The 24,940-nt window shown below is 36.8% G+C and carries 26 protein-coding genes; all 26 read right to left on the bottom strand.

The window, feature by feature from the left end; all coding sequences use genetic code 11:
* The 26 genes from secA to C9J34_RS12630 all read right to left on the bottom strand — a co-directional run bounded on the left by secA (nucleotide 1) and on the right by C9J34_RS12630 (nucleotide 24,673).
* Entirely contained in the window at nucleotides 1-2,508 is a 2,508-nt protein-coding gene (gene secA, locus C9J34_RS12750) for a preprotein translocase subunit SecA (protein ID WP_107840340.1), read from the bottom strand.
* Nucleotides 2,509-2,757: 249 nt separating this feature from the next.
* Nucleotides 2,758-3,660 (bottom strand): nuclease-related domain-containing protein, encoded by a 903-nt coding sequence (locus C9J34_RS12745; RefSeq protein WP_107840338.1) that lies wholly within the window; start codon nucleotides 3,658-3,660, stop codon nucleotides 2,758-2,760.
* Between the two features lie 59 nt (nucleotides 3,661-3,719).
* Complete coding sequence (hpf, locus tag C9J34_RS12740) at nucleotides 3,720-4,265, bottom strand: ribosome hibernation-promoting factor, HPF/YfiA family (protein ID WP_107840336.1); 546 nt, start codon at nucleotides 4,263-4,265, stop codon at nucleotides 3,720-3,722.
* A 105-nt stretch (nucleotides 4,266-4,370) separates the two neighbouring features.
* The gene (locus C9J34_RS12735) at nucleotides 4,371-4,766 is read right to left on the bottom strand and encodes a PilZ domain-containing protein (RefSeq protein WP_107840334.1); all 396 of its coding nucleotides are present in this window, start codon (nucleotides 4,764-4,766) and stop codon (nucleotides 4,371-4,373) included.
* Nucleotides 4,767-4,970: 204 nt separating this feature from the next.
* Entirely contained in the window at nucleotides 4,971-5,375 is a 405-nt protein-coding gene (gene fliS / locus C9J34_RS12730; RefSeq protein ID WP_107840332.1) for a flagellar export chaperone FliS, read from the bottom strand.
* Nucleotides 5,376-5,777: 402 nt separating this feature from the next.
* Nucleotides 5,778-6,320 (bottom strand): competence protein ComK, encoded by a 543-nt coding sequence (locus C9J34_RS12725; RefSeq protein ID WP_107840330.1) that lies wholly within the window; start codon nucleotides 6,318-6,320, stop codon nucleotides 5,778-5,780.
* A gap of 590 nt (nucleotides 6,321-6,910) precedes the next feature.
* Nucleotides 6,911-7,303 carry a flagellar export chaperone FliS gene (fliS, locus tag C9J34_RS12720; RefSeq protein WP_420799130.1) on the bottom strand — a complete coding sequence of 131 codons (393 nt, stop codon included), beginning with the start codon at nucleotides 7,301-7,303 and terminating at the stop codon, nucleotides 6,911-6,913.
* Between the two features lie 37 nt (nucleotides 7,304-7,340).
* Entirely contained in the window at nucleotides 7,341-7,700 is a 360-nt protein-coding gene (fliT, locus tag C9J34_RS12715; protein WP_107840326.1) for a flagellar protein FliT, read from the bottom strand.
* Nucleotides 7,701-7,712: 12 nt separating this feature from the next.
* Nucleotides 7,713-9,821, bottom strand: coding sequence for a flagellar filament capping protein FliD (fliD, locus tag C9J34_RS12710; protein ID WP_107840324.1), 2,109 nt, complete (start codon nucleotides 9,819-9,821; stop codon nucleotides 7,713-7,715).
* Nucleotides 9,822-9,843: 22 nt separating this feature from the next.
* A complete protein-coding gene (locus tag C9J34_RS12705) occupies nucleotides 9,844-10,263 on the bottom strand; it encodes a flagellar protein FlaG (protein WP_107840322.1) in 420 nt (139 codons plus the stop codon).
* 117 nt (nucleotides 10,264-10,380) lie between these two features.
* Entirely contained in the window at nucleotides 10,381-10,530 is a 150-nt protein-coding gene (locus C9J34_RS22400; RefSeq protein WP_238600647.1) for a hypothetical protein, read from the bottom strand.
* 23 nt (nucleotides 10,531-10,553) lie between these two features.
* The gene (locus C9J34_RS22395) at nucleotides 10,554-10,766 is read right to left on the bottom strand and encodes a hypothetical protein (RefSeq protein ID WP_238600646.1); all 213 of its coding nucleotides are present in this window, start codon (nucleotides 10,764-10,766) and stop codon (nucleotides 10,554-10,556) included.
* Nucleotides 10,767-10,812: 46 nt separating this feature from the next.
* On the bottom strand, nucleotides 10,813-12,033 hold the full coding sequence (fliB, locus tag C9J34_RS12695; RefSeq protein ID WP_107840320.1) for a flagellin lysine-N-methylase: 1,221 nt from the start codon (nucleotides 12,031-12,033) through the stop codon (nucleotides 10,813-10,815).
* Nucleotides 12,034-12,081: 48 nt separating this feature from the next.
* Entirely contained in the window at nucleotides 12,082-13,212 is a 1,131-nt protein-coding gene (gene pseC, locus C9J34_RS12690) for a UDP-4-amino-4,6-dideoxy-N-acetyl-beta-L-altrosamine transaminase (RefSeq protein ID WP_107840318.1), read from the bottom strand.
* Nucleotides 13,213-13,214: 2 nt separating this feature from the next.
* On the bottom strand, nucleotides 13,215-14,021 hold the full coding sequence (locus tag C9J34_RS12685; RefSeq protein WP_107840316.1) for a formyltransferase family protein: 807 nt from the start codon (nucleotides 14,019-14,021) through the stop codon (nucleotides 13,215-13,217).
* A gap of 2 nt (nucleotides 14,022-14,023) precedes the next feature.
* The gene (locus tag C9J34_RS12680) at nucleotides 14,024-15,364 is read right to left on the bottom strand and encodes a DUF4910 domain-containing protein (RefSeq protein WP_107840315.1); all 1,341 of its coding nucleotides are present in this window, start codon (nucleotides 15,362-15,364) and stop codon (nucleotides 14,024-14,026) included.
* Nucleotides 15,361-16,407 carry a pseudaminic acid synthase gene (pseI, locus tag C9J34_RS12675; protein ID WP_107840313.1) on the bottom strand — a complete coding sequence of 349 codons (1,047 nt, stop codon included), beginning with the start codon at nucleotides 16,405-16,407 and terminating at the stop codon, nucleotides 15,361-15,363. The genes C9J34_RS12680 and pseI overlap by 4 nt, the downstream gene beginning before the upstream one ends.
* Nucleotides 16,408-16,452: 45 nt before the next feature.
* The gene (locus C9J34_RS12670; RefSeq protein WP_107840311.1) at nucleotides 16,453-17,607 is read right to left on the bottom strand and encodes a glycosyltransferase family protein; all 1,155 of its coding nucleotides are present in this window, start codon (nucleotides 17,605-17,607) and stop codon (nucleotides 16,453-16,455) included.
* 57 nt (nucleotides 17,608-17,664) lie between these two features.
* Entirely contained in the window at nucleotides 17,665-18,627 is a 963-nt protein-coding gene (pseG, locus tag C9J34_RS12665; protein WP_107840309.1) for a UDP-2,4-diacetamido-2,4,6-trideoxy-beta-L-altropyranose hydrolase, read from the bottom strand.
* Nucleotides 18,628-19,350, bottom strand: a complete 723-nt coding sequence (locus tag C9J34_RS12660; protein ID WP_107840307.1) for a cytidylyltransferase domain-containing protein — start codon at nucleotides 19,348-19,350, stop codon at nucleotides 18,628-18,630. It lies immediately after the preceding gene.
* Nucleotides 19,347-20,543 (bottom strand): acyl-CoA reductase, encoded by a 1,197-nt coding sequence (locus C9J34_RS12655; protein WP_107840305.1) that lies wholly within the window; start codon nucleotides 20,541-20,543, stop codon nucleotides 19,347-19,349. Before C9J34_RS12655 ends, C9J34_RS12660 begins: the two co-directional genes overlap by 4 nt.
* Nucleotides 20,540-21,601, bottom strand: a complete 1,062-nt coding sequence (locus C9J34_RS12650; RefSeq protein ID WP_107840303.1) for a LuxE/PaaK family acyltransferase — start codon at nucleotides 21,599-21,601, stop codon at nucleotides 20,540-20,542. The genes C9J34_RS12655 and C9J34_RS12650 overlap by 4 nt, the downstream gene beginning before the upstream one ends.
* Nucleotides 21,598-22,932: an AMP-binding protein gene (locus C9J34_RS12645; RefSeq protein WP_107840300.1), complete on the bottom strand. Its 1,335-nt coding sequence runs from the start codon at nucleotides 22,930-22,932 to the stop codon at nucleotides 21,598-21,600. Before C9J34_RS12645 ends, C9J34_RS12650 begins: the two co-directional genes overlap by 4 nt.
* Before the next feature lie 140 nt (nucleotides 22,933-23,072).
* Nucleotides 23,073-23,312, bottom strand: a complete 240-nt coding sequence (locus C9J34_RS12640) for an acyl carrier protein (protein WP_107840298.1) — start codon at nucleotides 23,310-23,312, stop codon at nucleotides 23,073-23,075.
* Between the two features lie 57 nt (nucleotides 23,313-23,369).
* The gene (gene pseH / locus C9J34_RS12635; RefSeq protein WP_107840296.1) at nucleotides 23,370-23,909 is read right to left on the bottom strand and encodes a UDP-4-amino-4,6-dideoxy-N-acetyl-beta-L-altrosamine N-acetyltransferase; all 540 of its coding nucleotides are present in this window, start codon (nucleotides 23,907-23,909) and stop codon (nucleotides 23,370-23,372) included.
* Nucleotides 23,910-23,944: 35 nt separating this feature from the next.
* On the bottom strand, nucleotides 23,945-24,673 hold the full coding sequence (locus C9J34_RS12630) for an SDR family NAD(P)-dependent oxidoreductase (RefSeq protein WP_238600645.1): 729 nt from the start codon (nucleotides 24,671-24,673) through the stop codon (nucleotides 23,945-23,947).
* Between the last annotated feature and the right edge of the window lie 267 nt (nucleotides 24,674-24,940).

Genomic DNA, 24,940 nt, shown 5'->3' with positions numbered 1-24,940 from the left:
TTAATTCGCTACACCATGACAGTTTTTATACTTTTTACCGCTACCGCATGGACAAGGTTCATTGCGGCCAATATTTTCAGCTTTACGCACAGGTGCTTTTTTCTTTGGTGCTGCTTCCTCTTTTGGATTAACAGCTTGCCCCTTTGCAACCTCTTCACGCTGTAAATTGCTACGAATTTCGGCTTTCATCGCATATTTAGCAACATCCTCGCGCACAGCTGCCACCATATCCTCGAACATTGCAAAGCCTTCTTGTTGATATTCACGCAGTGGATCTGTTTGACCATATGCACGTAAATGAATCCCTTGACGTAACTGATCCATTGCATCAATATGGTCAATCCATTTCGTATCAATTGAACGAAGTAAAATAACCTTTTCAAATTCACGCATACGCTCTGGCGTTAATTGCTCTTCCTTCTCATTATAACGCTCTTGTACAGCATCATAAATCGTATCAATCATCGCCTCTATTGTTTTGCCTTGTAAATCGCTCACTGTTACGTTACCTTCATCAAGTAAGTTTGCTGCGATATAATCTTCAAGCGACCCTAAGTTCCAATCTGTTTCTTCACCTTGTGTATGAAGTGCTACTGCATGTTCAATTGATTCGCGAATCATTGACTCCACAAGCTCACGCATATTTTCTGATTCAATGACATCTTGACGTTCGTTATAAATTACTTCGCGCTGTTGACGTAATACATCATCATATTGTAATAGGCGTTTACGTGCATCAAAGTTATTTCCTTCCACACGTTTTTGAGCTGATTCAACGGCTCTTGATACGATTTTCGATTGAATCGGCTGTGAATCATCCATACCAAGCTTTGTCATCATCGACTTCATATTATCCGAGCCGAAACGACGCATTAAATCATCCTCTAAAGATAGATAGAATTGCGTTACCCCGGGGTTCCCTTGACGACCAGAACGACCACGTAGCTGATTATCGATACGGCGAGATTCATGACGCTCTGTACCAATTACAGCTAAACCACCTAGCTCCAACACACCTTCGCCTGGTTTAATATCCGTACCACGACCAGCCATGTTCGTAGCGATGGTCACAGCACCTTTTTTACCAGCATCTGCAATAATTTCCGCCTCGCGCTCATGGTTCTTCGCATTTAATACGTTATGTGGAATTTTATGTTTCGTTAACAATGTAGAAATAATTTCAGACGTTTCAATGGCAACAGTACCTACTAATACAGGTTGCCCTGCTCGATGGCGTTCCGCGATATCACGCGCTACTGCCTCAAACTTCCCTTTCATTGAAGCGTAAACTAAATCTGGGCGGTCATCACGCGCAATTGGCTTGTTCGTCGGAATCGCTATGACATCCATATTATAAATATTGCGGAATTCCTCTTCCTCTGTTTTCGCTGTACCTGTCATACCAGATAGCTTTTGATACATACGGAAGTAGTTTTGGAAAGTAATCGTTGCCATCGTCATCGATTCATTTTGAATCTCTAAGCCTTCCTTCGCCTCAATTGCTTGGTGCAAACCATCAGAATAACGACGTCCTTTCATTAAACGACCAGTAAAGCCATCAACGATGACAACTTCGCCTTCCTGTACAACGTAATCAACATCCAGATGCATTGAGACATGTGCCTTTAATGATTGATTAATCGCATGGTTTAAACGAACATGCGTTAAATCGAATAGGTTGTCAATGCCAAATGCTCGCTCCGCTTTTTCAATCCCATTCTCCGTCAACGTTACACCTTTTGTTGACTCATCATAATTGTAATCATCTTCAGCCTTTAACATACGCACAAATGCGTTTGATTGTACATAAAGCTGCGCTGTTTTACCAGCTTGTCCCGAAATAATTAATGGCGTACGTGCTTCATCAATTAAAATGGAGTCAACCTCATCAATAACAGCAAAGTTAAGCGGTCGCTGTACGCGCTCCTCTTTATACAAGACCATATTATCACGCAAATAATCGAAGCCTAGCTCATTGTTTGTCGAATATGTAATATCCGCCGCATAAGCCTCACGTTTCTCATCCTTTGATAAGCTATTTAAGTTTAAGCCCACAGTTAAGCCTAACCATGCAAAAAGCTCACCCATTTCCGTCGCATCACGGCTCGCTAAATATTCGTTGACCGTCACAACATGTACACCTTTACCAGTCAACGCATTTAAATAAACGGCTAATGTAGAAGTTAATGTTTTACCTTCCCCCGTTTTCATCTCCGCAATATTACCATCGTTTAAAGCAGCAGCCCCCATAATTTGCACGCGGAATGGATACATACCTAAAACGCGACGCGCTGCTTCACGCACAACCGCAAACGCCTCTGGTAATAAGTCGTCCACCGTCTCACCTTTTAGGAAACGCGCCTTAAATTCCTCTGTTTTCGCCTTTAAAGCATCATCAGGCAATGCCTCCATTTGGCTAGCATACGCCTCAACAGTATCCGCCTTTTTCTCCAAACGTTTTAATTCTTTTTTATTAAAGTCAAACATCTTATTCAATATATTTAACATATGTTTTCACTTCCTGTATTTTCTCTACCCCTCATTTTAGCATTATCTGTATGCGTGGTGCAAATTTTCATAAATTATAAAAAACAAATGCACAAATTTACTCAGATTGCTTTTATTCCTGAGTGAACTCTTATTCTATTGGCGTTTTTTATGATTCTATTGGCGGTTTATTACATTCTATTGGCGAATTTTACTGTTCTATTGGCGTTTGCAAAATTTACTTGGACTGCTGACATCCACCTAATTCTATTAGTGCTTCCACAAAATACGATACTTTCTAACTCTTTTCTCTCCTACATAAGGTAGCTCAAGCTTCTTCAGCAAGCGCTTCGCTGCATGAATCGAATCAATACCTAAAAATGTTCGAAACTGCTCGTTTGAAATCCATTCGTCGACTAATAGGTAATAATCACTTAAAGCACGTTGTAATAAAGTGCCGTCATCTTTCAATACACAATCCAAACAAATAAAATTGCCATGCTTATAGTACATTTGTGCTGCACATTGATTGCATAACACACCTCTTCGCATGAGAGAAGCATCTATATTTAATTTTGGCTTCACTGAAACACGCATTTGAAGTAATTGCTGTAGGAGCTGCTCTAGGTGGTCATTTGTTAAGCAGGGGGGGTGCGAAGCAAGTAAGTCGCGAACATAAGATTCTAGCCCGCTACTATGAATAATCGGCGCATTTGGAGGTATACGCTCAATAATAGTTTTAGGATGTGCCAAAACAACCACATAAAATATGGGAAGTGTTCGTATATATTGCTCCAGCATTCGTTGATGGCGCTGTGCCTGATTCAATGGATTGCGAAAGCCTTGTACACTGCCGTCTTTCAGCTTGCGTGTAAATTGATGTGGAGTATTATCAATTTCAATAATACCTGTGATATTTTTGATTTCTAAAATGAGAAGAAATTGATGACAAAGAAAAAGGGTGTCTATTTGATGTTTAGAAGTTTGAAAATCGTGGAGTAAAAAATAAGGTGTATTTAGCTGCATATCGTCCCATTGGCGGTCAACATAATATTCACCTACCAAACCTTGTTGTACGCGGATTAGTTCATTCTTATACTCAAAAAATCCTCGGCGAACAGCTGCTGTCAGCATTGCTTCTCTAACCGATTTTTCGCGTGGTAAAACAATCAATAAAATGTCCCCCCTATCTTGTAAGGGCTGTTAGGAAAATTCCTAACAGCCCCGAAAGTTTAGTTTGTTTCAATTAAACCGTATTTGCCATCTTTACGTTTGTACACAATGTTTGTACTGTCTGACTCTGCATCTGTGAAGATATAGAAATCATGACCAAGCATGTTCATTTGTAAAATCGCCTCTTCTTGGTCCATTGGCTTTAAGTTAAATTGCTTTGTACGAACGATTGAGTACTCTTCTTCTTCAGCAGGCTCGTTTTGTGTAACATTTGCAAAGTATAAGCCAGCTCCCTCACGCTCACGGAATTTACGATTTACCTTTGTTTTATGTTTACGGATTTGGCGCTCCAACTTATCAACGATTAAATCAATAGCTGCATACATATCGCCATTGCGCTCCTCTGCACGAAGCGTTAAATTTTTCATCGGAATTGTAACTTCTACCTTTGTTTGTTTATCGCTATACACTTTTAAGTTAACGTTAGCGCTTGCGTTCATATCATCGTTGAAATAACGCTCAACCTTCTCGATTTTCGTTTCAACATACTCACGAATCGCTGGAGTTACCTCGATGTTCTCTCCACGAATATTAAAGTTTAGCATATGAACTCCTCCTTCATTTAAGGCTATATTAATTTATTTCGACATTGTAAAGGATTCTCCTTCTTTTTTTAAAATTCTTTTTCAAATATCGACATTTTTTTCACCTTAACTATTTGTTAGCTTCGCCTGCGCTATTTCTTTTTTACGTCGTACCTTAAGTTCACTAATAATTAAATCTTCAAGCGAGGATTGATCATGAAATATAATTCCATACTGTTTGCCTTGACCAAACTCTTTCGTCCAAACAATCTCACCAACTCCAATAATTTCACTTGAATCTAAAACGAACTGAACTTCTAAAAGTGGGGCTTGACTGACATTTTCATTGAAGTTTGCTTCTGCAAACATTTTTATACCATGTGGACTAATATCCAATATACTTGCTTCGAAAATTTCACCATCGTTCTTTACACCAGATTGATTATTTATAAGTTTTTTCACTTTTGCTTGAATCGGTTCATCAAATGCAAAACGAAAGCCTTCTTGCCTTTTAAAAAACATCTAACTCCTCCTCACCACATACTGACTATTTATTGTTAGTTTCATTATTAATCAAGCGCTAGTAATCGTCTATCATCTTTATTACTATTTCAACACCAAGTCTTTATACCTAAATAAAAAAAGCTAAAATATAGTGAAATAATTACATTGAATAATATGTAAATATCCACAAGGCGCTTACATCACCTTGTGGATATGAGTTCATTATACTTGTCGTGCATTACTATATTGCTGCTGACGTGTAATTTTCAATACTTCCTTCCACGTATCGCGGAACTCCGTCATTAAGCCTTCTACTTCCTCAACAATTCCCACATCATTTTTTGTGTTCGCCTCGACTAGACGTCTGTTCATATATTCGTATAATGGTAGCATTTGCTTAGAAATTTCAATATCCATATTTAAAGTTGACATTAATTCAGCAATAATAGCCTGTGCTTTTAATATATTTGTATTTTTCTCTTCAAAATTTTTTTCTTCAATCGCTCTTTTTGATTTTATTAAAAATTTCAAACAACCATTATATAACATAAGTGTTAAATCACCTGGCGACGCTGTTGTAACGCTATTTTGCTTATATGCATTAGATGCAGATGTATGTGCTGACAATGGTTGACATCCCCTTTGTTCATCTATTTACTACTATTTTACATTATCTAGTACAATATTAGCTAGTCGAAAAGCAACAGTTTTGTGAAAATGCTAGGATGATTTACTTTGATTTTTAAAACAAATTTGCTTATTGAGAAATAGAAAATTTTATAACAGTATTCATCGGATAGTTCCCTGATATAACGACAGCCAGATTTTTCGATTTCACTTGCTTTAAACTTCGTGATATCCACCAGCAGTTGTGTATAGCAACGTTCTTAGATTAGGCTTCTCTTTCTCAATACCTGCCAGCTAATTAACCACTTACCTTGCTATCTACTTAAAATCAGAGGATCGATGGATCAAGGTAAACTAATACCTGCTATTAATTTCAGCGAAAAAACTGAGGCAAAGCTTGATTTAGCAGAGAAGTACATTCTCAGTTAAATCAATTGTTTCATATTCTGATAAGCGCTCTAGAATAATCGAGGACATATGTTGTGTGCGTTGCTCCATTTTCGCTCTCAATAAATGCGCATGGTCAATGCGCTTCGTAAATGCCTTGTAATAAACAGGTACAAAATAGCTCTTGCCGTTTGTTAAAATAACCTTTGTCCGACCATTTCCTGAATCCTCAAAATAGATTACACAATGTAACGCAATCCATATGCTCTTTGGAGAGGTAATTGATTCACTCGGGAACCAATATATATTTTGTGCTGGATTAATGGCAATTGGGTACATATGAATATTCCCCAAAACGGCTCGAGATCCATCACGTGCCCCTCTATAGCTCGAGCCAAAATGCTTTAAATTATACTCCAATAGCTTTTGCTTTGACATAGCAACATGTAGATTTCGATGCTTTTCAATAACAATTGAATAAAATTCTCCATACTCATTTGTTCTCTCAATTAACATTGCTGTTTCAGTAGTAAAAATATAATTTTCCAATAAATTCATAATGCTCCTCCTCGAATTATACTAAAGGAATACACTGCAAAAAATTAGTATATTTTGCATCAAAAATCTTCGAAAGATATACTTTATTAACTATCTATTATGCTTTAACAAAAGATGCTTACCAACTCAAATTGTATTTTAATTAATGTATTCTCCTCTCTCTACAGTTACTTTGTACCTAGGTAATAAAAATAGCCTTTAAACAAAAGTAAAATAATGTAATATTTATACAAGTTTTCTATATACTATACCATTGTACCTATAGTGTCTACACATTTTATAAAAAAATCTACAAATCGACAAAAGCTTTCAAAATAGGACAAAATAAGTGAACTTATTTTTATCATAACTCTCTTTTGCTATAGGGGTTTTTGTTTGATTACAAAATTCATAATACCTTATAAATGTAAAGAGCTGGTTTTTTGCAAATATTTGCTAGAGCAGATGAGCTATCATCTAGTAATTGCTTATATTTTGATTCGGTGGCTCACACAATAAATATCGAAACCCATCCTCTTACATAAGCTCCCCAAAAGTAAAACCGCATAGACTCAGAATTTCTTCTGGTCTATGCGGTCATAGTTTATTTATTATACTTGCTGTGAGCCACCAAATTGCTGCTGACGAGTAATTTTCAGCACTTCCTTCCACGTATCGCGGAATTCTACAACTAAACCTTCCACCTCGTCAATAATTGCTACGCTGTTCTGGATGTTTGCTTCAACTAGGCGATGGTTCATATATTCATACAATGGCAACATCTGTTTAGAAATTTCAAAGTCCATGTTTAATGTAGCCATCAGCTCAGCAATAATTGCTTGCGCTTTTTGAATATTAGTGTTTTTCTCTTGAATATTTTTTTCTTCAATGGCTACTTTCGCTTTTCCTAAAAATTTAATACAACCATTGTATAGCATTAACGTCAATTCACCTGGTGAGGCAGTCGTTACACTATTTTGTTTGTATGCATTGTAAGCGTTCATTTGTGCTGTCAATCACGACACTCCTTTAATGCTTTTATTATTGCTTATTATCGTAATAGCGTCCATCCATTGTACTAACACTGGCGTATGGGTTGATATATTGCTTCTCGTTCTTCTTCGCATTGTTCAGCTCTTTCATATCCTCTTTTACAGCTTCCATTACTTTGTTCAATCGTTCACGAATACCCTTATCCAGCTCAGCTAGCATTTGATGTGAGCGGTTTGTTGTGTCGAATTTAAAACCGCTAGCTAATAAATCTTGCATATAAGTACCACGCTGATTGAGTAATGCTTCAATTTCTTCAATATAAGCATCACGTTTTTCTCCCGTAGGAATTTCTGTTAGATGCTGATACAGCTTAGCAGAAACCTGTAACAAGTGTTGGAGTTTTTCCATGAGTCACGCTCCTTATTGCTGTTGAGTCATGCCAGGGAAGAACATTGTTGACTGTTGATTTGCTCGGTTAATGGCTTGCTCCATCGCTGTAAATTGCTTCCAGTATCGAGCTTCGATGTTTTGCAGCTTAGCTTGTAATTTAGAAATTTGCTTATCTGTATCAATGATGCTGCGTCCAAGATTATAAGTTTGCTCTGTAGCACCTTCTCGTCCAGCTCTTTTTTCAATATTTTTAGTCAATGCTGAAATTTCATCACGTAAACGTTCTGTAATTCCTCGTGAATCAACAGTTACATTACGTTTTTTATCCGCATCATACGTTGTTGTGACTGACCCTCTTTGTGTAAACATTTCAACAACTTGCTGTGGATCTTTTTCTAATGCTGCATCTAATTTCTTTTCATCAATGACCAATTTCCCATTATCAGACATCTTATTTGACGTCGTAATACCAATTTCAGCCAAAGCATCAATTGTTTTATCACCAAGTCCTTCTACTTGGCTCATAAATTGTGTGCGCATTTTAGAGAGCCCTTCACGAATAAGTGAATCATTGCGTAAAAGACCACTTTTTGCTTTTTCATCCCACAATTTTTGCTCATTTTCAGACATGTCTTCACGTTGTTCATTTGTTAATGGTGGGAAATCACGATACTTTTTCTCAGTTAATAAACCGTTTAATGTATCCAACATTCCGTTATAAGCTTCTACAAATTCTTTAATACGATCTTTAATAGCCCCTGTATCTGTTGTCGAATTTATGCCTACAGCGACTACAGTTGGTGATGTGTCACCCGCTGTATCTGCTACAGCAGCAACAGCGTTATCATATGATTTTTGTGCCACATCTTGGCGTGTTACACCAGCCGCATAAGCTGCATCTGCCGCATTAGACGTAGCCTTATTTGCATTATTTTGTTTTTCAATATCATAAAAATCTTGGAAGCGTGCTAAATAGTTTTGAGCTGGGTCATCTTGATCCGTTAAATCAGCTAGTTTTCCTAAATCTCCTCTATTCAGTCCGACAAATTTATTTCTAACATCTTCTGATAAAGTTGGATCTGCAAATGCTGCATCAATTTCTGCATTATCTTTCCCTTTAATAGAAGCTAAGAAATCAATATCATCTGTAGTTAATTCAGACAAAAACTTTTTATCTAATGTTTTATATGAATTTTTTAAGTCTTCTGTTTGGAACAAATCATCATATGCTAGTTGATAAATATTATCACGGTATGTTGTATATGCATCGTTAGCAGCACTTTTTGTAGCAGCCAAACCTGGAAGTGCTGCTTGGGCATTTGCAAGCTCTGCTGTTGCTGCCGCTAAACGCTCTTGCGCTCCAGCTTTCGCGTTAAATGTTTCTTTCAGCGTAATTTCATAACCAGAAATATTGACCTTATTCGATGAACGCTCCATTGAAATACCATTCACTTGTAAAATAGCATTTTGTCCTTCTCTTTTTGTCACTTGGTTATCATCATCAAAACCTAGAGCATCGAATACTTCCTTCCCTGAACCGAAAACAATCTCACCTGAACCGCTTTTCACGCTACCTGTATTGTTAGCCGTTAAAGAAAGTTGCCCATTTTCGAATAAAGCTGTTACACCAGCATTGCTATCATTAATTTTTTTCACTAAACCATTGATTGTTTCTGTATTGGGATCAAAATTGATTGTTACAGCTTTACCTAAATTACCATCTTTATCAATGGCACTCAGTTCAAGAGATGTACCTGCAATACCCAAGTCTGACAATTTCGTATTGCCTGTATGTGCTGTTTGTCTACCAACCATTTGTGTAGCAGTAGCTAACTGTGTCACACTCTCAATATTCAGCGTACCTGTTGCGCTATTTGTCGCATTAACAGATACTAATTTATCATTTGAAGAAGTAGCTGTTTTCTTCACCATTTGGCTTTGTAAAAACATATTACCTTCCAAAAATTTATTTAACTTTTGAGTTGCTTGATTGACATTTCGATACGCATCACGCTGCCATTCAAATGTTTGCTTTTTTTGAAAAGCTTTATTCAATGGTGTGCGCTCTGCTTGCATTAGTTTTGCAACTAATGAATCAATATCCATACCTGACGCTAATCCGCCTATTCTCATTACCATAATATATTCCTCCTAAAACTACTTATATTTTCTCATCTATAATCATGCCAAACATTTTTTGCATTTCATAAAAAGCATCTAATAGCTTTTTCGGTGGAATTTCTTTTACTACCTCTTCCGTTTCTTTGTCTACTACGGTTACATAATAACGATCTAAACCTTCATGATACTTAAATTTAGCAGCGCTGTAGTTCACCTCTAGCATTTTGTTCATTTTCTCTACAGCTTCTTGAACTTTAGCCTTCATTTCCTCATCATTCCCTAGCTGCTGGACTTGTTCAGCATTAGCAACAGGATTCAACTCAACATTTTTCACAGTAGCTTCGCTTCCTTGCTTCACTACATTTTCTACAGTAGGTACAGCTTTTTCTGTTTGTATGTTTTGAGAAACTACTTTATTAAGAGTCGCTGCACCTGTATCTGCATTCCCTGTAATACGCATATTTTCATCCTCCTTGAACCTAATACAGATATCTTTGCTAGTAGTATCGGTTGAAAAAAGGAGAATTTCAGTTTTTTATGAAACATTGTGAAAACAAAAACAGTAATCTTGCAACAATCACAAGATTACTGTTTCATTATAATCGAATAAATATGCCTGTTCACCAGTTGCTTCATACTGTGCAATTTTCTCTCCTAGCTCGGTGGTGACAATCGTTTTCACCACAACACCAGCATAAGCATTCAACTCACGTACAGAAAATGACAACTGTGGTGTAGGTCATGCTTCCTTTATATATAAAAACGTATACCATACGCTCCTAAAACTTGCGCTGTTTCACAAGCAAATTCATAGGAAAAATGACGTGTATCATAAGCAATAACGATACCGCGTGCTTTCGCAGCCTCTCCATCGGCTACTACATAGCGTGCAAGCACCTCCGTCACACGACAAATCGTATAAACGTTCATTCGATTCGTGCCAACATCTAGCACACCGCGCATCCCACCTGTTTCAATAGATAAAACATATTACCTTAATTACTCAGCTTCAATTTTTAATCATAACAAACATATGTCCCATCGTGGTATAGCCTGAGTTCTCCATTCCTTCACGTACTCCCTGCAAATAGGCAGAATGATGTTCTATCACCTTTACTAGCTGCTGAATACATTCAATGACCATTTCTTCTGTTAATCGTTGTTGCTTTGCAGATATACCTATTACATGCAATTTGATAAGTGTAAAATGAACAATAAGCATCCTATAGCTTTCAAAGAAAGTACTATAATCACATGGAAATAAATTTTTAAAAATATAGTTTACTATATAATTTTCCAGCATATATTCTTGCTTCTGTATAAATGGCTCATAAAAATTGCTATAAGCCTCCTGGTATTTCAACATTGACTTTTCTATATCCTGTACTTTTCTTTTTTCATCTTCCTCCAAATTTAAACCCTCTAATATCTGATTAAAAATCTTTAAATACTTTTCTGTGACTCCCCCACCAGACATACGATACTGAATCAATTTACGCACTAAATTGAATTGAAAGCTTAAATTACCTTTAATATTTTGCAATGAGGAGACAAATTCCTCATTATCTAAGCGTTTTAAGTAATCCTGGATAATAGCAGGTAACTCTCTCTCAAGTTCATATGGCGTTACCTGCTCTACTTTTTGTAAAAACAACCCTAAAATGATTAAACGGATTTCTATAGATTGCTGACGACTTTGCATAAGTTGTATAATAAAGACTCGTATATCCCAAAAATAAGGGTTTCTTTCTAAAACCAGCTTATTACTAAAAGTTCCTCTTATCTCTTTAGCCTCTTCTGTCTCTATAAATCCTAACCCTTCTTCACGTAAAAGGACAAGACGAGCTGCCTCTGGACAAGATAAAGTTAAGCTTTTCTCTACCACATCTCCCACTTGAGTAAACACCCTTGGATAATTAGCACATGTGTTACATAAATACGCTTCGCCTAATTCTTTATGAATACTACATAGTCCATCCTCTAACAACATGCTGCACTTCTTGTCCTGATCAAGAATAAATTTTGCATAATTAACATCGTTATATTGCTTATGATTACGTTTGACATTTTGTTGTAGCTTTTCTGTCATATGAGGATGTTGAATTTTGCGATAGGCTTGATATGTCCGTTTATCTACTGCTACATCCCATCCTGCACAACAAGTGTCTTCACACGCACTACCTATACATTTAAAACCTGCAAGATATTCTGGTATTAAAATAGATTTCATTGTAATCTCCCCTCCCACATTCAACATCTTATTTGAAAATGGTGATTTTTAGATTAAAGACAATAATTTATTAATGACATAATTAATTTCTTCGTCTGTCAAACCTGGATGAATCGGCAATGTTAACGCCTTCTCATACCATTTCTCCGCTACCGGACATAGCCCTCTTTCGTAACCAAGCTGTTGATAATAAGGATGCCAATATACAGGTAGATAGTGTACATGTACACCGATATTCGCTACACGCATCGCTTCAAATACTTGCTTACGATTAGCATGCTCTAGCTGAACCATATATAAATGCCAGCCAGACTCCGCGCCTTCCAGTTGAAATGGTACTCGAATGCCGTTGACATCTTTCAATGCCTCGGTATATATAGACGCAATTTCCTTACGTTTATGTAAAAATGCATCCAGCTTCGACATTTGTGAAATTCCTAATGCTGCCTGCAAATCTGTCATGCGATAGTTATAGCCAAGGTCTGTCATTTCATAGTACCAGCCTCCCTGTTCCAGTGCATAGGCAGTTTGTTCAATACCATGGCTACGAAACTTCATTAGCTTTTTATAGTACTCCTCACTATTTGTAACAATAACGCCACCTTCTGCTGTTGTAATAGGCTTCACTGGGTGAAAGCTAAACATGGTCATATCAGCTTGTATACCAACTTTTTGTCCTTTATAGATAGAGCCGAATGATTGTGCTCCATCTTCAATCACAACTAAATTATGTTCCTTAGCAATTGCCATGATTTCATCCATATCGGCAGGCTGTCCTGTAAAATCGACTGGAATAATCGCCTTCGTCTTGTCTGTAATATTTGCACGAACTTGTACCGAGTCGATATTATATGTTTGACTATCAATGTCTGCAAAAACAACTGTACCACCAACATAGCGTACACAGTTAGCACTCGCAGCAAAAGTAATCGGCGAAGTAATCACCTCATCTCCCTCACCAATCCCAGCTGCGTAACAAGCACCATGCAAGGCTGCTGTGCCATTGCAAAAAGCGACAGCATATTTAGCACCAACATAATTAGCAACAGCTTGCTCAAACTCTAAGATTTTCGGTCCTTGCGTTAAGTTTGGCGAACGCAATGTATCAATAACTAACTGCACATCTTCATCATCAATTGTTTGACGTCCGTACGAGATAAAATGCTTGAATTTTTCCATGATTATTCCCCATTTCGCAATGCAGAAATTAGTGGTGGTTCTATTTTTGGTAATTTACCATCTAAAAATTGATCTACAATATCATTACTATAAACATTATAAACAAAGCGTAAATGCTGTGGCATCCAGTCCGTTCCAACCCAAAGCTTCCCATTGCCTTTTTGAGGTGTATATTGAATTTGCTCTAAAGGTATGCTTTGCACAATCTTCACTAAATCCTGGGACACCTGCGCAACAGCTTTACAGGCTACATCGTGCAAGCCGTCTCCATAGGCAAGTTGTGGAACTGATTGATGGACAATTTCTCCAGCATCTAAACGCGCTGTTAGTCGATGAATCGTCATCCCCGCCCAATTTGGTCGTAGCATAAAGAACGGCCAGAACAATGTCGTATTGCCTTTATACCATGGCGAAAGACCCCCATGAATATTCCATGAATGCTCTGGCATCACCTCAAGTAACTCATTACTTAACATATGGACACCATAGCTAATAGCTAAATCAAATGATTGATTTTTAACCCATTCAATTGTTTCCTTACTATTCAAATTGGCATATGACACTTTAAATGTGGGAATATCACTATTCACTTGATTGTTTCCTGCAAAATGATAATGCTCTGCTTTATCACGATCGACGAAATGACGAATAAAGTTTTCACGATCAACATCTTCTAAATAAGCTGGCGGCTGTGGAATAAATTCCTCACGCACCTCCATCACATGCGCAGCCACTACCCCTAATTTTGCAAGCTCATTTACTAAATATAAATGTCTTGGATGTGAACCTGTTAGCAATAATATTTTCATTTTCACAACTCCTGTTCTTCATAAAATGGACCTACAAGTAGCCCATGCTCTTTTAATGCCTCAATTGAAATTTCATAATCCTCTAACGGATAGTGCAATGTTTTAGCTAAATCTGATAAGCGATGTTTGCCGTCTGAATAATTTAAAAGCGTCAAAACTTGATTTAACTGTTGACGATTATCAATTTTTTTACTGCTTGAGTTTCCCCATATTCCAGGCGCATTTATATCCGGATACAAATCATATTTACCTAATTTCGGCTCACCGAATGGCTTTTGATTTACATAGTAACCATTTAACTCTTGTAGCTTTAATAATTTTTCAATTTCATCCACACTTTCAAGCAATGCTTCAATTGTCATCGCTTCCTTTGTATCCAATGAATTATGATAACCTGCATATGTTCCGTAAATCATTTTTGAAAATTGCCCTACAGGTAAATTAAAGCCTGGAGAGCAATATTGTCTTTCATCTGAGCCATATAACGGTGTAAATGGGCGAATTGGCATCTCGTATTTCTCAAATTGATTTAAATGCGCAATTAATTCATCCATCGGTGTGTTAGTAGTACGTGGCTGTTTAAATGACAAACGATGTTCCTTACCACCTAAACAGGTTAATACAAGTCCTGAATACAAACTTCCTTTCAAATACTGTCCATATTTCCATAAATATGCGATAGATCCGATTGTTTCAGGTAAAAAAACAAAACGATAGGTTAACTCTCGTTGCTCCCATTTTTTCAAACGATTATATAAAGCTGTTGCTACAAGTGGACCACTTAATTCATTGTTAGCCATTGATGGATGGCAAATATATGTACTAATAAGCACTTCTTTCTTTGATTTCCCTGGTAATACAATCTGTGCGAAATTCAGCTCTCCATCAATCTTTTCACTCTCAATATATACATGGTATTGTCCGTCTTCTAAGCTTTCTAACTGATTTTGGCTCATGCAAAAGCCCCAACGCTCTTTATAATATGAAATCACATAAGGCACAGCCTCAGGTAAATGCGGTATCGTATGGATATATTGCTTCAATTCATCTAATGACAGCCATTTGTCAATTGGTTCGCTATAATTCACGACATGCAAATTCAAATCCTTTATATCAACAACTACATTTCCTTGTGCATCTTTAATCCATGCTTCACGGATAATCCACTCTTTTGGAATATCCCAATCAAATACCTCTGTTCCTGTTAGAATACCTTCCATTTCAAGAGGTATATATTCTTGTAAAATACGAATCGTTTCGCGAACACCCTCTCCTGTAATACTACGCATAATAGGGAAAAGACGGTCGAATAATGCATCTATTTGTTGTAACTCTTCATTCACAATAAAATCTCCCAACTAAGCGGTGTACCTTTCACAACATCTCGCTTTATAGCTTTTCCCAAAACTAAATCATAGTATTTCGTAGGTAACCCTAGTCCCGGTCGTACATTTCGTAAGTTCTCAACAGTCAAAATATCACCAACCTTCAAATCTTGACCAATATATAAGGAGCGGCGGAACTTTATTGAATCCTTTTCGGCATTTGTTGGACCATAACTCACTTTCCCCAAACTTTGCCATGCGCGCTCTGTTTCCTTAACAAGCATTTTTAATTCATCTGGCTCCATCGAGAAAGCAGAATCAACGCCTCCCTCTGCACGTGATGTTGTAAAATGCTTTTCAATAACCGTTGCACCAAGTGTGACTGCAGCTACTGATACACCAACTCCCATCGTGTGATCGGATAAACCAATTTCTGTGTCGAACAGTTCACGCATATGCGGAATCGTTGCTAAATTCGAATTTGCTGGTGTTGCTGGATATGTACTTGTACATTTCAATAAAATAAGCTGATTGTTTCCTTCGTTCCTCACTGCACGCACCGCCTCATCAAGTTCAGCAGCCGTTGCCATACCCGTTGAAATAATTATTGGCTTTCCTGTTTTCGCAACTTTGCGTATTAACGGAATATCAATATTTTCAAATGATGCAATTTTATAAGCAGGGACATTTAACGTTTCTAAAAAATCAACTGCTGTTTCATCAAAAGGTGAACTAAATGCTAATAATCCTAGTTCATTGGCCCGATCAAAAATGGCTTTATGCCATTCCCAAGGCGTATAAGCTTCTTTATATAAATTATACAAAGAGTTGCCCTTCCATAGATTTGCATCATCTTGGATAAAAAATTCCCCCGTATGTACATCGAGTGTAATTGTATCAGGAGTATATGTTTGAAGTTTTAATGCATCTACACCTGCTTCTGCTGCTAGCTCTACTAAATGTAGTGCACGCTCTAATGACTGATTATGGTTACCAGACATTTCTGCAATAATAAAAGGTTTTACATGTCTACCTATTTCTTTATGTCCAATTTTTATCATTTTATCAACCCCATTATTTCATCTAAATAAGCTTTCTTAGAGACATTACATATATTTTTTTGCTTCCTCTACTGTATACAATAATTTATCGACCCGATTGTCCCATAAATGGTAGTTTTTAATCTTTACAGTGTTTTTTTCAACAATACTTTCTCTATAGATATCATCCGTTAAAACTCGATTTAATTTTTCACCATCTAAACTCTCAGCACTGACTTCAATAAAACCCTCAGTAAAATGTTGAGTTATGTACTCATTTGAATCAGTTAATATAACTGCACCACAAGCCATCGCTTTGAAAATTCGTTCATGTCCTCCCCTTATAAAATTAGGAAATATATTTAGAACTACTTTAGACTTTAAAAATATACCTGTTAAATCGTTATACTCAACCTCTTTATGTAATTGGAAATTATGGTAATTCATTAATGAGCTATCCTTTGGTAATTTACCAAAATAATCTACAATATAATCTTCTTCTAAAAGCTTCAATAAAATTTTCTCTCGTTTATAAGCACGGTAATATCGATCAACTAAAATTAAAAATGCAAAAATATTTACTCTATTTTGCATAAAAATATCATGTAAAATAGCGTACTTTGTTAAACAATATTCTTTAAATGTATCCAAATCAAAATTAGATTCATTAGAATAATTTATAATGTCAGTTAATAAATTTGGTATTAAATCTAATAATGGTTGCATTTGTTGTGTAATACTTTCTATATCCTCTAGCCCACCTGCAAATACAATATTAAATTTTTTTTCTTTTTGTTGTTCTTCAACTGAGGTGGCGTGCTCAATAAATGTTACAATTTTATCCGGATAATATTTTTCCATATAATCACAATGCGCATCATCTATACATGCCACTATACTTTTAGAAATAGGTTCTTCAATTCTGGCAAAATGTGCTGCTGGATGGTCTACAAGCCAATGGATAAATGTTGTATTATAAACATCGAATAATGACTTTCCATCTACGCGTAAATCGCTCCCTATACCATTAAAACCTACAGTAAAATAGACGGGGAATTCAAATGCTGCAATAATTTCCTGGGACATTTTTTCATCATTTGTAATTGGAATAACAATCACTTCAAAACCTCTTGCATATAACACTTTGGCAATCTCATCTACGAAATTATTCACAACATTGTAATTAAAATTCCCTTTAAACATCACTACACGTTGCAACATCTATTCCCCCCTCTATAAAAACAGTACTTAATCTACGTCAAAATATGACTTGAAAACTTAATTTAATTGAATCAACTCTAAAACCTCATGCAACCAAGCATTTGGTTTCTGATTTGCTGTCAGCTCTAACCCTTTGCTGCTCATACTATCTATTTTTAAATCAGATAATAACTGCCAATATGTTTCAATTGTTACTTGCTCATGCCAGCCTAAATTAATGGTGACACCCAACGAATCTGCATAAGTAGTCGTCTCTCTTTGATTATCGGCAATAATTGTCGAACTTGAAGGAAGCCCTACATAACAGCGCTCCCAAAGTGTACCGCCACCAGCACCAATGGCAAAGTCCGCCAGCTGCATTAATTGCGCCATATAGTCTATTTGACAATGGAAATAGTAATTTCGCTCCCTACAAATTTGCTCAATTTGCTCTTTCATCGGATTACTATTGCCTACAACGATGTCAATACGCACAAAGGAAAAACTTTCTAATGCCTGTAAAATTTTCATCGTTTCATTTGTTGGGTCACTCCCCCCCATAAAAACAAGTAGTCGATGAATATTAGTATCTCGCTGTCTTAATTGCTGACGTTGTTGTAAAAATTCCTCACGCATAATTAAATATTTAGGTCCAAGCAACGTAATACAATGTGCTGGCACTTTCCCCTCATAGCGCGTTGCAAACTGTGGGATGACATTTTGATCTAATAGTAAATCGCAATCATGTTCTCGCGCTAAATCATCTATCACTACTATTTCTTTCGTATATGGTCGAATAGCTTGCTCCCACTCTTTACTTAATTGATAGTGGTCAATTATATATAAATTTGCCTGCTGTGCTGATGTAATATTGTTAAAACCCTCATTAGCAACGAAATCAATTAAATTTCCCTTTAGAGGCTCCATCCAAAAAGATACCTGACACCCCTGTTTTCGGAGATTTTTAGCAATCGTCAAGCAGCGCATAACATGACCACTGCCAATTGCAACAGAGGCATCCGCTCGGATAATGACATTCATTTAAATCACCGGTTTCTGCTCAATATGAGCATTTATTTTCGCTATTTCCGGATTATTCGTTAAATATTGAATGACATCAACACTTGATACTAGCGGATTTTGAAAATGCTCTGCAATGGTTCTGATTAACTTATAATCTTCTTCTGTATCAAGCGTAATACGTAGCTCTGATGCTTGTCTATTTGCTGGCACTTCATACTTTATTGTCTGAAACTGCTCTTTAAATTCATATGCATAATAGGTCACATGTTCACGATGACGTGATTCTTGGCCTACCTCATGGATATGTAAAAGTGACTTATAGGAAATAATTTCAACTGCTAATCCACGTGGTAGTTCACCATCTAGCAAGACAATATCCTTTTTTTCTTGCTTCATTAGTTGCACCATCTCATTCGCCATCTCATAATCAACAAAAGGACAATCTGATGTAATACGCATGACATAGTCAGGCTCATACAATTTTGCGCACTGTACATAACGATCTAATACATCATCCTCAGAACCACGGTAATAGGCTACCTCATGCTCTTCACACCATTTAGCAATTGCATCATCTTGTGGCAATGTACTCGTTGCTACAATGACTTCTGTTACACCTTTGATAGCGCGACAACGAACGATATCATATGTTAACACATCAACGTTATGTAGAGGCTTTAAAATTTTCCCTGGCAAACGGGAAGAACCCATTCTTGCTTGAATGATTGCGATTGTTTTCATTTCAACACCACTTCCCTCGTAAACGAAGTTAAAAAGCTTTGTCCATCCCATATCCCCTCAAAATCAAGCGCCTTTCCAATTGGCACAATACGATCTAATCCACGTGAAGGGATAGCTTCAATAAATGCTTGTAGCTGCTGACGCTCTATACCAAAATAAGCAAGCGTCTGATCTTTATCACAAATCATTTGACTTGCATTAATAAAATTCACTACATCGTACTCATAAAATAAACCGCCACCACAATGCACTTCACGTACATTCGGCTCAACATGCTTGAATTGTACACGCGAATAATAAATATCACTGCTTATACGGCTTACTTGCTCCTCTGCTGCAAGCTGAAACGCTGTTGTATATTTCAATACTTGTGTTGCTGCAAATAGCTCATAATGCTTACTTTCAATTACTTTATCAAGCGCAGACCAAAAAAGTACCTTTGCCTTTTCTTGCTGTTTACCTGTCCAAATCACTAAACGCGGGGACGAGCATGCCATTTGATCAAACCAAAATACATCATTATAAAATTGCCCTGCTAATACAGCTAACTCCTCTTCATCTAAGGAGGCTACTTCATCACTATTCAATGCCGCCAATGAAAAGCGATCTGGAAAAGCTAATTCGTTTGCTAAAGGAGCTAAAGGTACATGACGAATTGCTGCTACTGTAGCATCCCCTCCCCAAATAACACGCGTATGACATAACAGGCTAATTTGCTCTGTCGCCTTTTCTTCATGTCCGTATGTACAAATAAGTGTCTGCCTAGCAATTGTGTCGAATTCTGGCTTTACAAGCTCCTCTAAAATAACTTGCAAAAGCGTATTCAAACCATTCTGCTCCTTGCTGGAAATCCGTAAAATATTGCGATTACCTGCAAGCATTGAAAGCATCCATGAATAAACAAAAATCGTATCCACATTCGATGGTGCAATATGAAATACCGTTCCTCTAGCACGTACAAATGAACCTTCATGTTGCTTCTCAAATTCTTCCTGCATCTGCTTTATATTTGCCTTACGTAACCAATAGCCTAATGCGACGATTTCTGGCTGTTGACGTATACGTACAAAACGCTTTGACAACGCTTGCGTAAATGCAATCACCACTTCAGTAAATGGGGAGTTTGTTTTGGTTTGTCCCAAATCTATTAGTGCTTTATCAAACGATTGATTCGTTGGCCAAAATAGCTTCACCCTTGCCCACCTCCTTGAAACGTATCGCTACAGCCACGCAACTCTGCCTTTGGAATACGCCCTGCCACGGAAAAATACTTCCCTTTCCAGCCACATTGACAATTATCAATGCCATGAATCGTTCCTAAATCCTCTGTTAGCAAAGCATGACCTGGATAGCTTTTAGGTAGCTCACTCACTACTTGAATAAGTCCTTGCTCCCCAACCTCTACTGGTTCAAATGTAATGGCATCACGAATAATCACATCCGCATAGCTTGGTGCATGTAAATATCCCTCGCTGCATTCCACAAAAATGGAACCAACTTGCTCCACCATCCCATAGTAGTTATGTACCTTTTGGATTCCAAGTTGCTCCTTTAACAAACGATTAAATGTTTGCGCATCAACTGCCTCATCCTTCAATTTTTTCCAGCCACCACCATGAATCAGTACACTATCAGCAAAATTAAGCTCAATCCCTTTATCATGGACTTCCTTATAAACATATTGCCAAACCATAAACGTAAAACCGAATAATAAAATGCGCTGCCCCTTATATTCCTTTAAATACTCCTGTAAGCCTTCGATATCCAGCGTCATATCGTCGTTTAACGCGTAAAAATGCTTGCGCCCAAAATTCGAAAAGCCCAAAATACCAGCTCCACGTGCACTAAATAATTTTCGATCCTTTAACACCGATTTCGTATCTAAAATAATCATGGGTAGACGTTTGCCGCCTAAAATAGGCTTCATTACTTCTACTAACGTCTTTGTTTGTGTAACAGATGTTTCCTTATCTAAATAAATTTTCGATACCTGCTGACCTGTCGTTCCACTAGATGTTAAAACCTTTACGACATCTTCCTGTGAAATTGATTTTAAATCCATCAGCTTAAATAATTGCACAGGTAGATAAGGCACTTCTTCTATATTGTGCGCCATTACTTGCGTATTGCTTTTTTCTAGCATTCTTTGATATGGCTCACAATTTGCCATATGCCATACTGTTAATTCATTTAATTTTGAAAGCAGCAGCTGCTCTTTTTCAATCTGTGTTAAATGATATGGAACTGTCATAAACAGCGCTCCTTCAATGTTGTATAATCTGTTTTGCCATTAGCAAAGCGAGGAATAGCATCCAATAAAACGACTTTATACGCCGTTTTATGTAGCTTATACAGGCTTTCAATCGCTTCCTTTACATGCTGCATTGCACTTTCCTGTTCAATGGCTACAATTAATTTATCGTCAGAACCCGTGCAAGCTAAAGGAATATGAAAGGCTTCTTCCAATTTTTTCTCAACTTCATCTAAATTAATACGAAGTCCAAATAACTTGATAAAACGTTTAATGCGCCCTGTGATGGTGAAATACCCCTCTTCATCGACTGTTGCAGTATCACCTGTATGAAGGACACCCTGCATTTCATCCCCCTTTGCCAAATCCGCTAAACATTCTGCATAGCCCATCATGACATTGGCTCCACGATAAACTAATTCATTCAATTCGCCTTCAACTGAAAGCTGCCCAGCAGGAATTGCGATACCGATTGTTCCTGACTTTTCAAGCACCTTATCATAAGGAATATAGCTCATTCTTGGCGCTGCCTCTGTCTGTCCATACATAATGTAAAATCGTTTACTATGCTCTTTGGCGTATTCACCAAATGCTTGTACAAACTTTTCATTCAAACGCCCACCAGCCTGTGTCAGCACCTTTAAATGAGGCAAATCCATTTTCATAAAGCCAACACGATGTAACATTTGATAAGTAAAAGGCACACCTGCAAGAGATGTCGCCTTATGCTCCTTCACAAGCTCCCAAAACGGCTTTTCCATTACACTCATATCAGTTAATAAAATCGATGCTCCTGCTAGCAAATGACTATTAACTATTGACATACCATACGAATATGAAAGCGGCAAGTTCATCACTGCACATTCTTGTTCGCTAATTTCTAAATACTCAATGATAGATTGCGCATTTGCACGAATATTGCTGTAGGATAAGCGTACAAATTTTTGACTGCCTGTTGTACCAGATGTACTTAAAAGTATTGCTAAATCTGAATGAATTTCTACATTAATCTCAATTTCTCTTACTAATTTATTAAAATTGGATGTATAGCCTTCATACCTCTCCAAGCCCACAATCCAATACGGTTTATATTTGTTAACAATATCATTTAATAATTCAGAATTAATATCCGCTGAAAGTAGCATCACTGAATGACCACTGTTCAACCCTGAAACATAAGCAGTCAAAACATCAATCGTATTTTGACATAAAATTAAGATGAGTTGCTTTTTTGAGTGAATAAATTCAATTGATGGGATTTCATTGTAATGATATTTTTGTTGTGTTGTTATAATTGCTAAGTTATGATTTTCTAAATTGAAAAAAGTCATGTACGTCACACCCTTAAAAGATTACATATTTTTATCTATCACAAAAGTCATACTATTTATATTTTCTTATCAATTATACTGTAAATGTGCTTTCAATAGACAAAAAGCTTGTAATTCTTAAAGAATCACAAGCCTTTTTACTAAAACTCTACATCATATTTCGTTAAAATTTCCTTTGCCTTTGCAAATGTACTCATATCAAGTACATCATCTGTATCAAGCATCGTATCAAATTGATCGTCAATTTCAGAAACTAGTGCCATATGTGCGATAGAATCCCACTCTGGAATCGAATTATATGTTAATTCGTCAGTTATTTGACCCTCATCAATTCCTAAGCTCTCTGCGAAAATTACGCGTAATTTTTGTTCGTTTGTCATGTTAATCCCTGCCTAAATATATGTATTTATAAAATATATCGGTTAATTCAGTATTTATTATAATACAAAATCTGCTCTAAATTTATGAAACTTAGCACAATTGTCTTTCCAATGATCTTCCATAAGCTCAAAATATTCAACATTATAAAATTTATCATACTTATATATGTGCTCTTTAAATGTTGCAATATGCGTAAAACCGTAATGTAAATGCATTTTCATCATCCCATCATTACCTTCCATCACTTCAGCATACAATTTGTTCAATCCTAACTCAAAGAAAACAAAATTATATAAATATGGATGAATACGCCCCGCAATAATCGAATAGCTCAAGTCCCCAATATAATAAGCAAAAGTTGCTTTCTTATTTTTTCGGTCAATTTGATTCAAGGAAATAAGACCAATAGGCGCCCCTTTCACTTCAATAATCCAATAATACTGTGTATCATCATTTGATATTTTTTCAAACCATACATACTGGGTAGCTAAATCTTTTTCAATATCCGTATACATATATTGTGTCACATGCTCACTTGTACGCCATTCTAATACCTGTGTCAAATCACGTTCCTCTAGCTTTCGAAAGATAATCATTGTCCTCACTCCTCACCTACTTGAAAAAAGTATGGCTAAATCACCATGCCTCCATCAACACCGATTATTTGCCCTGTAACATACGAAGCTAAGTCTGAAGCTAAAAATAATATAGCATTCGCAACTTCCTCAGGTTGCCCAATACGCCCCATTTTAATTTCTGACAGGCGCTGCTCAAACTTCTCCTCTGATAACTGCTGTGTCATATCCGTCGCAATAAAGCCTGGCGCTACTGCATTAACGCGAATATTGTACGGTGCCAACTCCTTTGCCGCCGAATAAGTTGCTCCGATTACAGCCGCCTTACTCGCCCCATACACAGTTTGCCCTGCATTACCAACCCGTCCAATAATCGAACTGACATTGACAATAGAGCCTGATTTTTGTTTCATCATTAAACGAGACGCATACTGCATGTGATAAATTACTGCCTCTGTATTAATAGCCAATGTCTGGGTCATTTGCTTCTCATTTACCATTCCAAGTAGGGCATCATCTAAAATACCCGCATTATTCACTATAGCATCAAGTTGCCCTACATTCTTTTTAATCCACATAAATGCTTTTTTAATCGCATCTATATCGCACACATCATAGCTTAATGTATGAATTGTTGCACCATATTTCTCCAATTCTTCTTTAACTTCTGCGAGACGTGCTTCACCACGACCATTTAATATGACTGTCCATTGTTGCATAGCTGCTTGTTTCGCTGTTGCATAGCCGATTCCGCGTGTTGCACCTGTAATCATAATTGTTTTCACTCACTTTGCCCCTCTTTTCAAAGATTGAAGTATATCTAAATTCTCTTAAATACGCCAAATATGCTCTCTAACCTATTATTCTTATCCTTTAATTATACACTACTTATTTTATGTATACATTTACTTTGAATTTTCAGTAGGTGACATAACCTATCTTCTATATTATCAAAATAAGACAACCTACTTAGATTTAGCTCCAGCTAAGCAGGTTGTCTTATTCCTTCTATAAGTACCTTAACAAATTTTTATGCATCGAATGAAATTCAA

Source organism: Metasolibacillus meyeri (assembly GCF_003049505.1).
GTDB lineage: Bacteria > Bacillota > Bacilli > Bacillales_A > Planococcaceae > Metasolibacillus > Metasolibacillus meyeri.
The sequence above is the reverse complement of the archived record's forward strand: the minus strand, read 5'-3'. Positions and strand labels throughout refer to the sequence as shown.

Coding starts and splice junctions, on each gene's coding strand:
- secA (WP_107840340.1), bottom strand. CDS start 2,508: ATGTTAAATATATTGAATAAGATGTTTGACTTTAATAAAAAAGAATTA.
- hpf (WP_107840336.1), bottom strand. CDS start 4,265: ATGCTAAACTTTAATATTCGTGGAGAGAACATCGAGGTAACTCCAGCG.
- C9J34_RS12735 (WP_107840334.1), bottom strand. CDS start 4,766: ATGTTTTTTAAAAGGCAAGAAGGCTTTCGTTTTGCATTTGATGAACCG.
- C9J34_RS12725 (WP_107840330.1), bottom strand. CDS start 6,320: ATGAATTTATTGGAAAATTATATTTTTACTACTGAAACAGCAATGTTA.
- fliS (WP_420799130.1), bottom strand. CDS start 7,303: ATGAACGCTTACAATGCATACAAACAAAATAGTGTAACGACTGCCTCA.
- fliT (WP_107840326.1), bottom strand. CDS start 7,700: ATGGAAAAACTCCAACACTTGTTACAGGTTTCTGCTAAGCTGTATCAG.
- fliD (WP_107840324.1), bottom strand. CDS start 9,821: ATGGTAATGAGAATAGGCGGATTAGCGTCAGGTATGGATATTGATTCA.
- C9J34_RS12705 (WP_107840322.1), bottom strand. CDS start 10,263: ATGCGTATTACAGGGAATGCAGATACAGGTGCAGCGACTCTTAATAAA.
- C9J34_RS22395 (WP_238600646.1), bottom strand. CDS start 10,766: ATGCGCGGTGTGCTAGATGTTGGCACGAATCGAATGAACGTTTATACG.
- fliB (WP_107840320.1), bottom strand. CDS start 12,033: ATGAAATCTATTTTAATACCAGAATATCTTGCAGGTTTTAAATGTATA.
- pseC (WP_107840318.1), bottom strand. CDS start 13,212: ATGGAAAAATTCAAGCATTTTATCTCGTACGGACGTCAAACAATTGAT.
- C9J34_RS12685 (WP_107840316.1), bottom strand. CDS start 14,021: ATGAAAATATTATTGCTAACAGGTTCACATCCAAGACATTTATATTTA.
- pseI (WP_107840313.1), bottom strand. CDS start 16,407: ATGATAAAAATTGGACATAAAGAAATAGGTAGACATGTAAAACCTTTT.
- C9J34_RS12670 (WP_107840311.1), bottom strand. CDS start 17,607: ATGTTGCAACGTGTAGTGATGTTTAAAGGGAATTTTAATTACAATGTT.
- pseG (WP_107840309.1), bottom strand. CDS start 18,627: ATGAATGTCATTATCCGAGCGGATGCCTCTGTTGCAATTGGCAGTGGT.
- C9J34_RS12660 (WP_107840307.1), bottom strand. CDS start 19,350: ATGAAAACAATCGCAATCATTCAAGCAAGAATGGGTTCTTCCCGTTTG.
- C9J34_RS12650 (WP_107840303.1), bottom strand. CDS start 21,601: ATGACAGTTCCATATCATTTAACACAGATTGAAAAAGAGCAGCTGCTG.
- C9J34_RS12645 (WP_107840300.1), bottom strand. CDS start 22,932: ATGACTTTTTTCAATTTAGAAAATCATAACTTAGCAATTATAACAACA.
- C9J34_RS12640 (WP_107840298.1), bottom strand. CDS start 23,312: ATGACAAACGAACAAAAATTACGCGTAATTTTCGCAGAGAGCTTAGGA.
- pseH (WP_107840296.1), bottom strand. CDS start 23,909: ATGATTATCTTTCGAAAGCTAGAGGAACGTGATTTGACACAGGTATTA.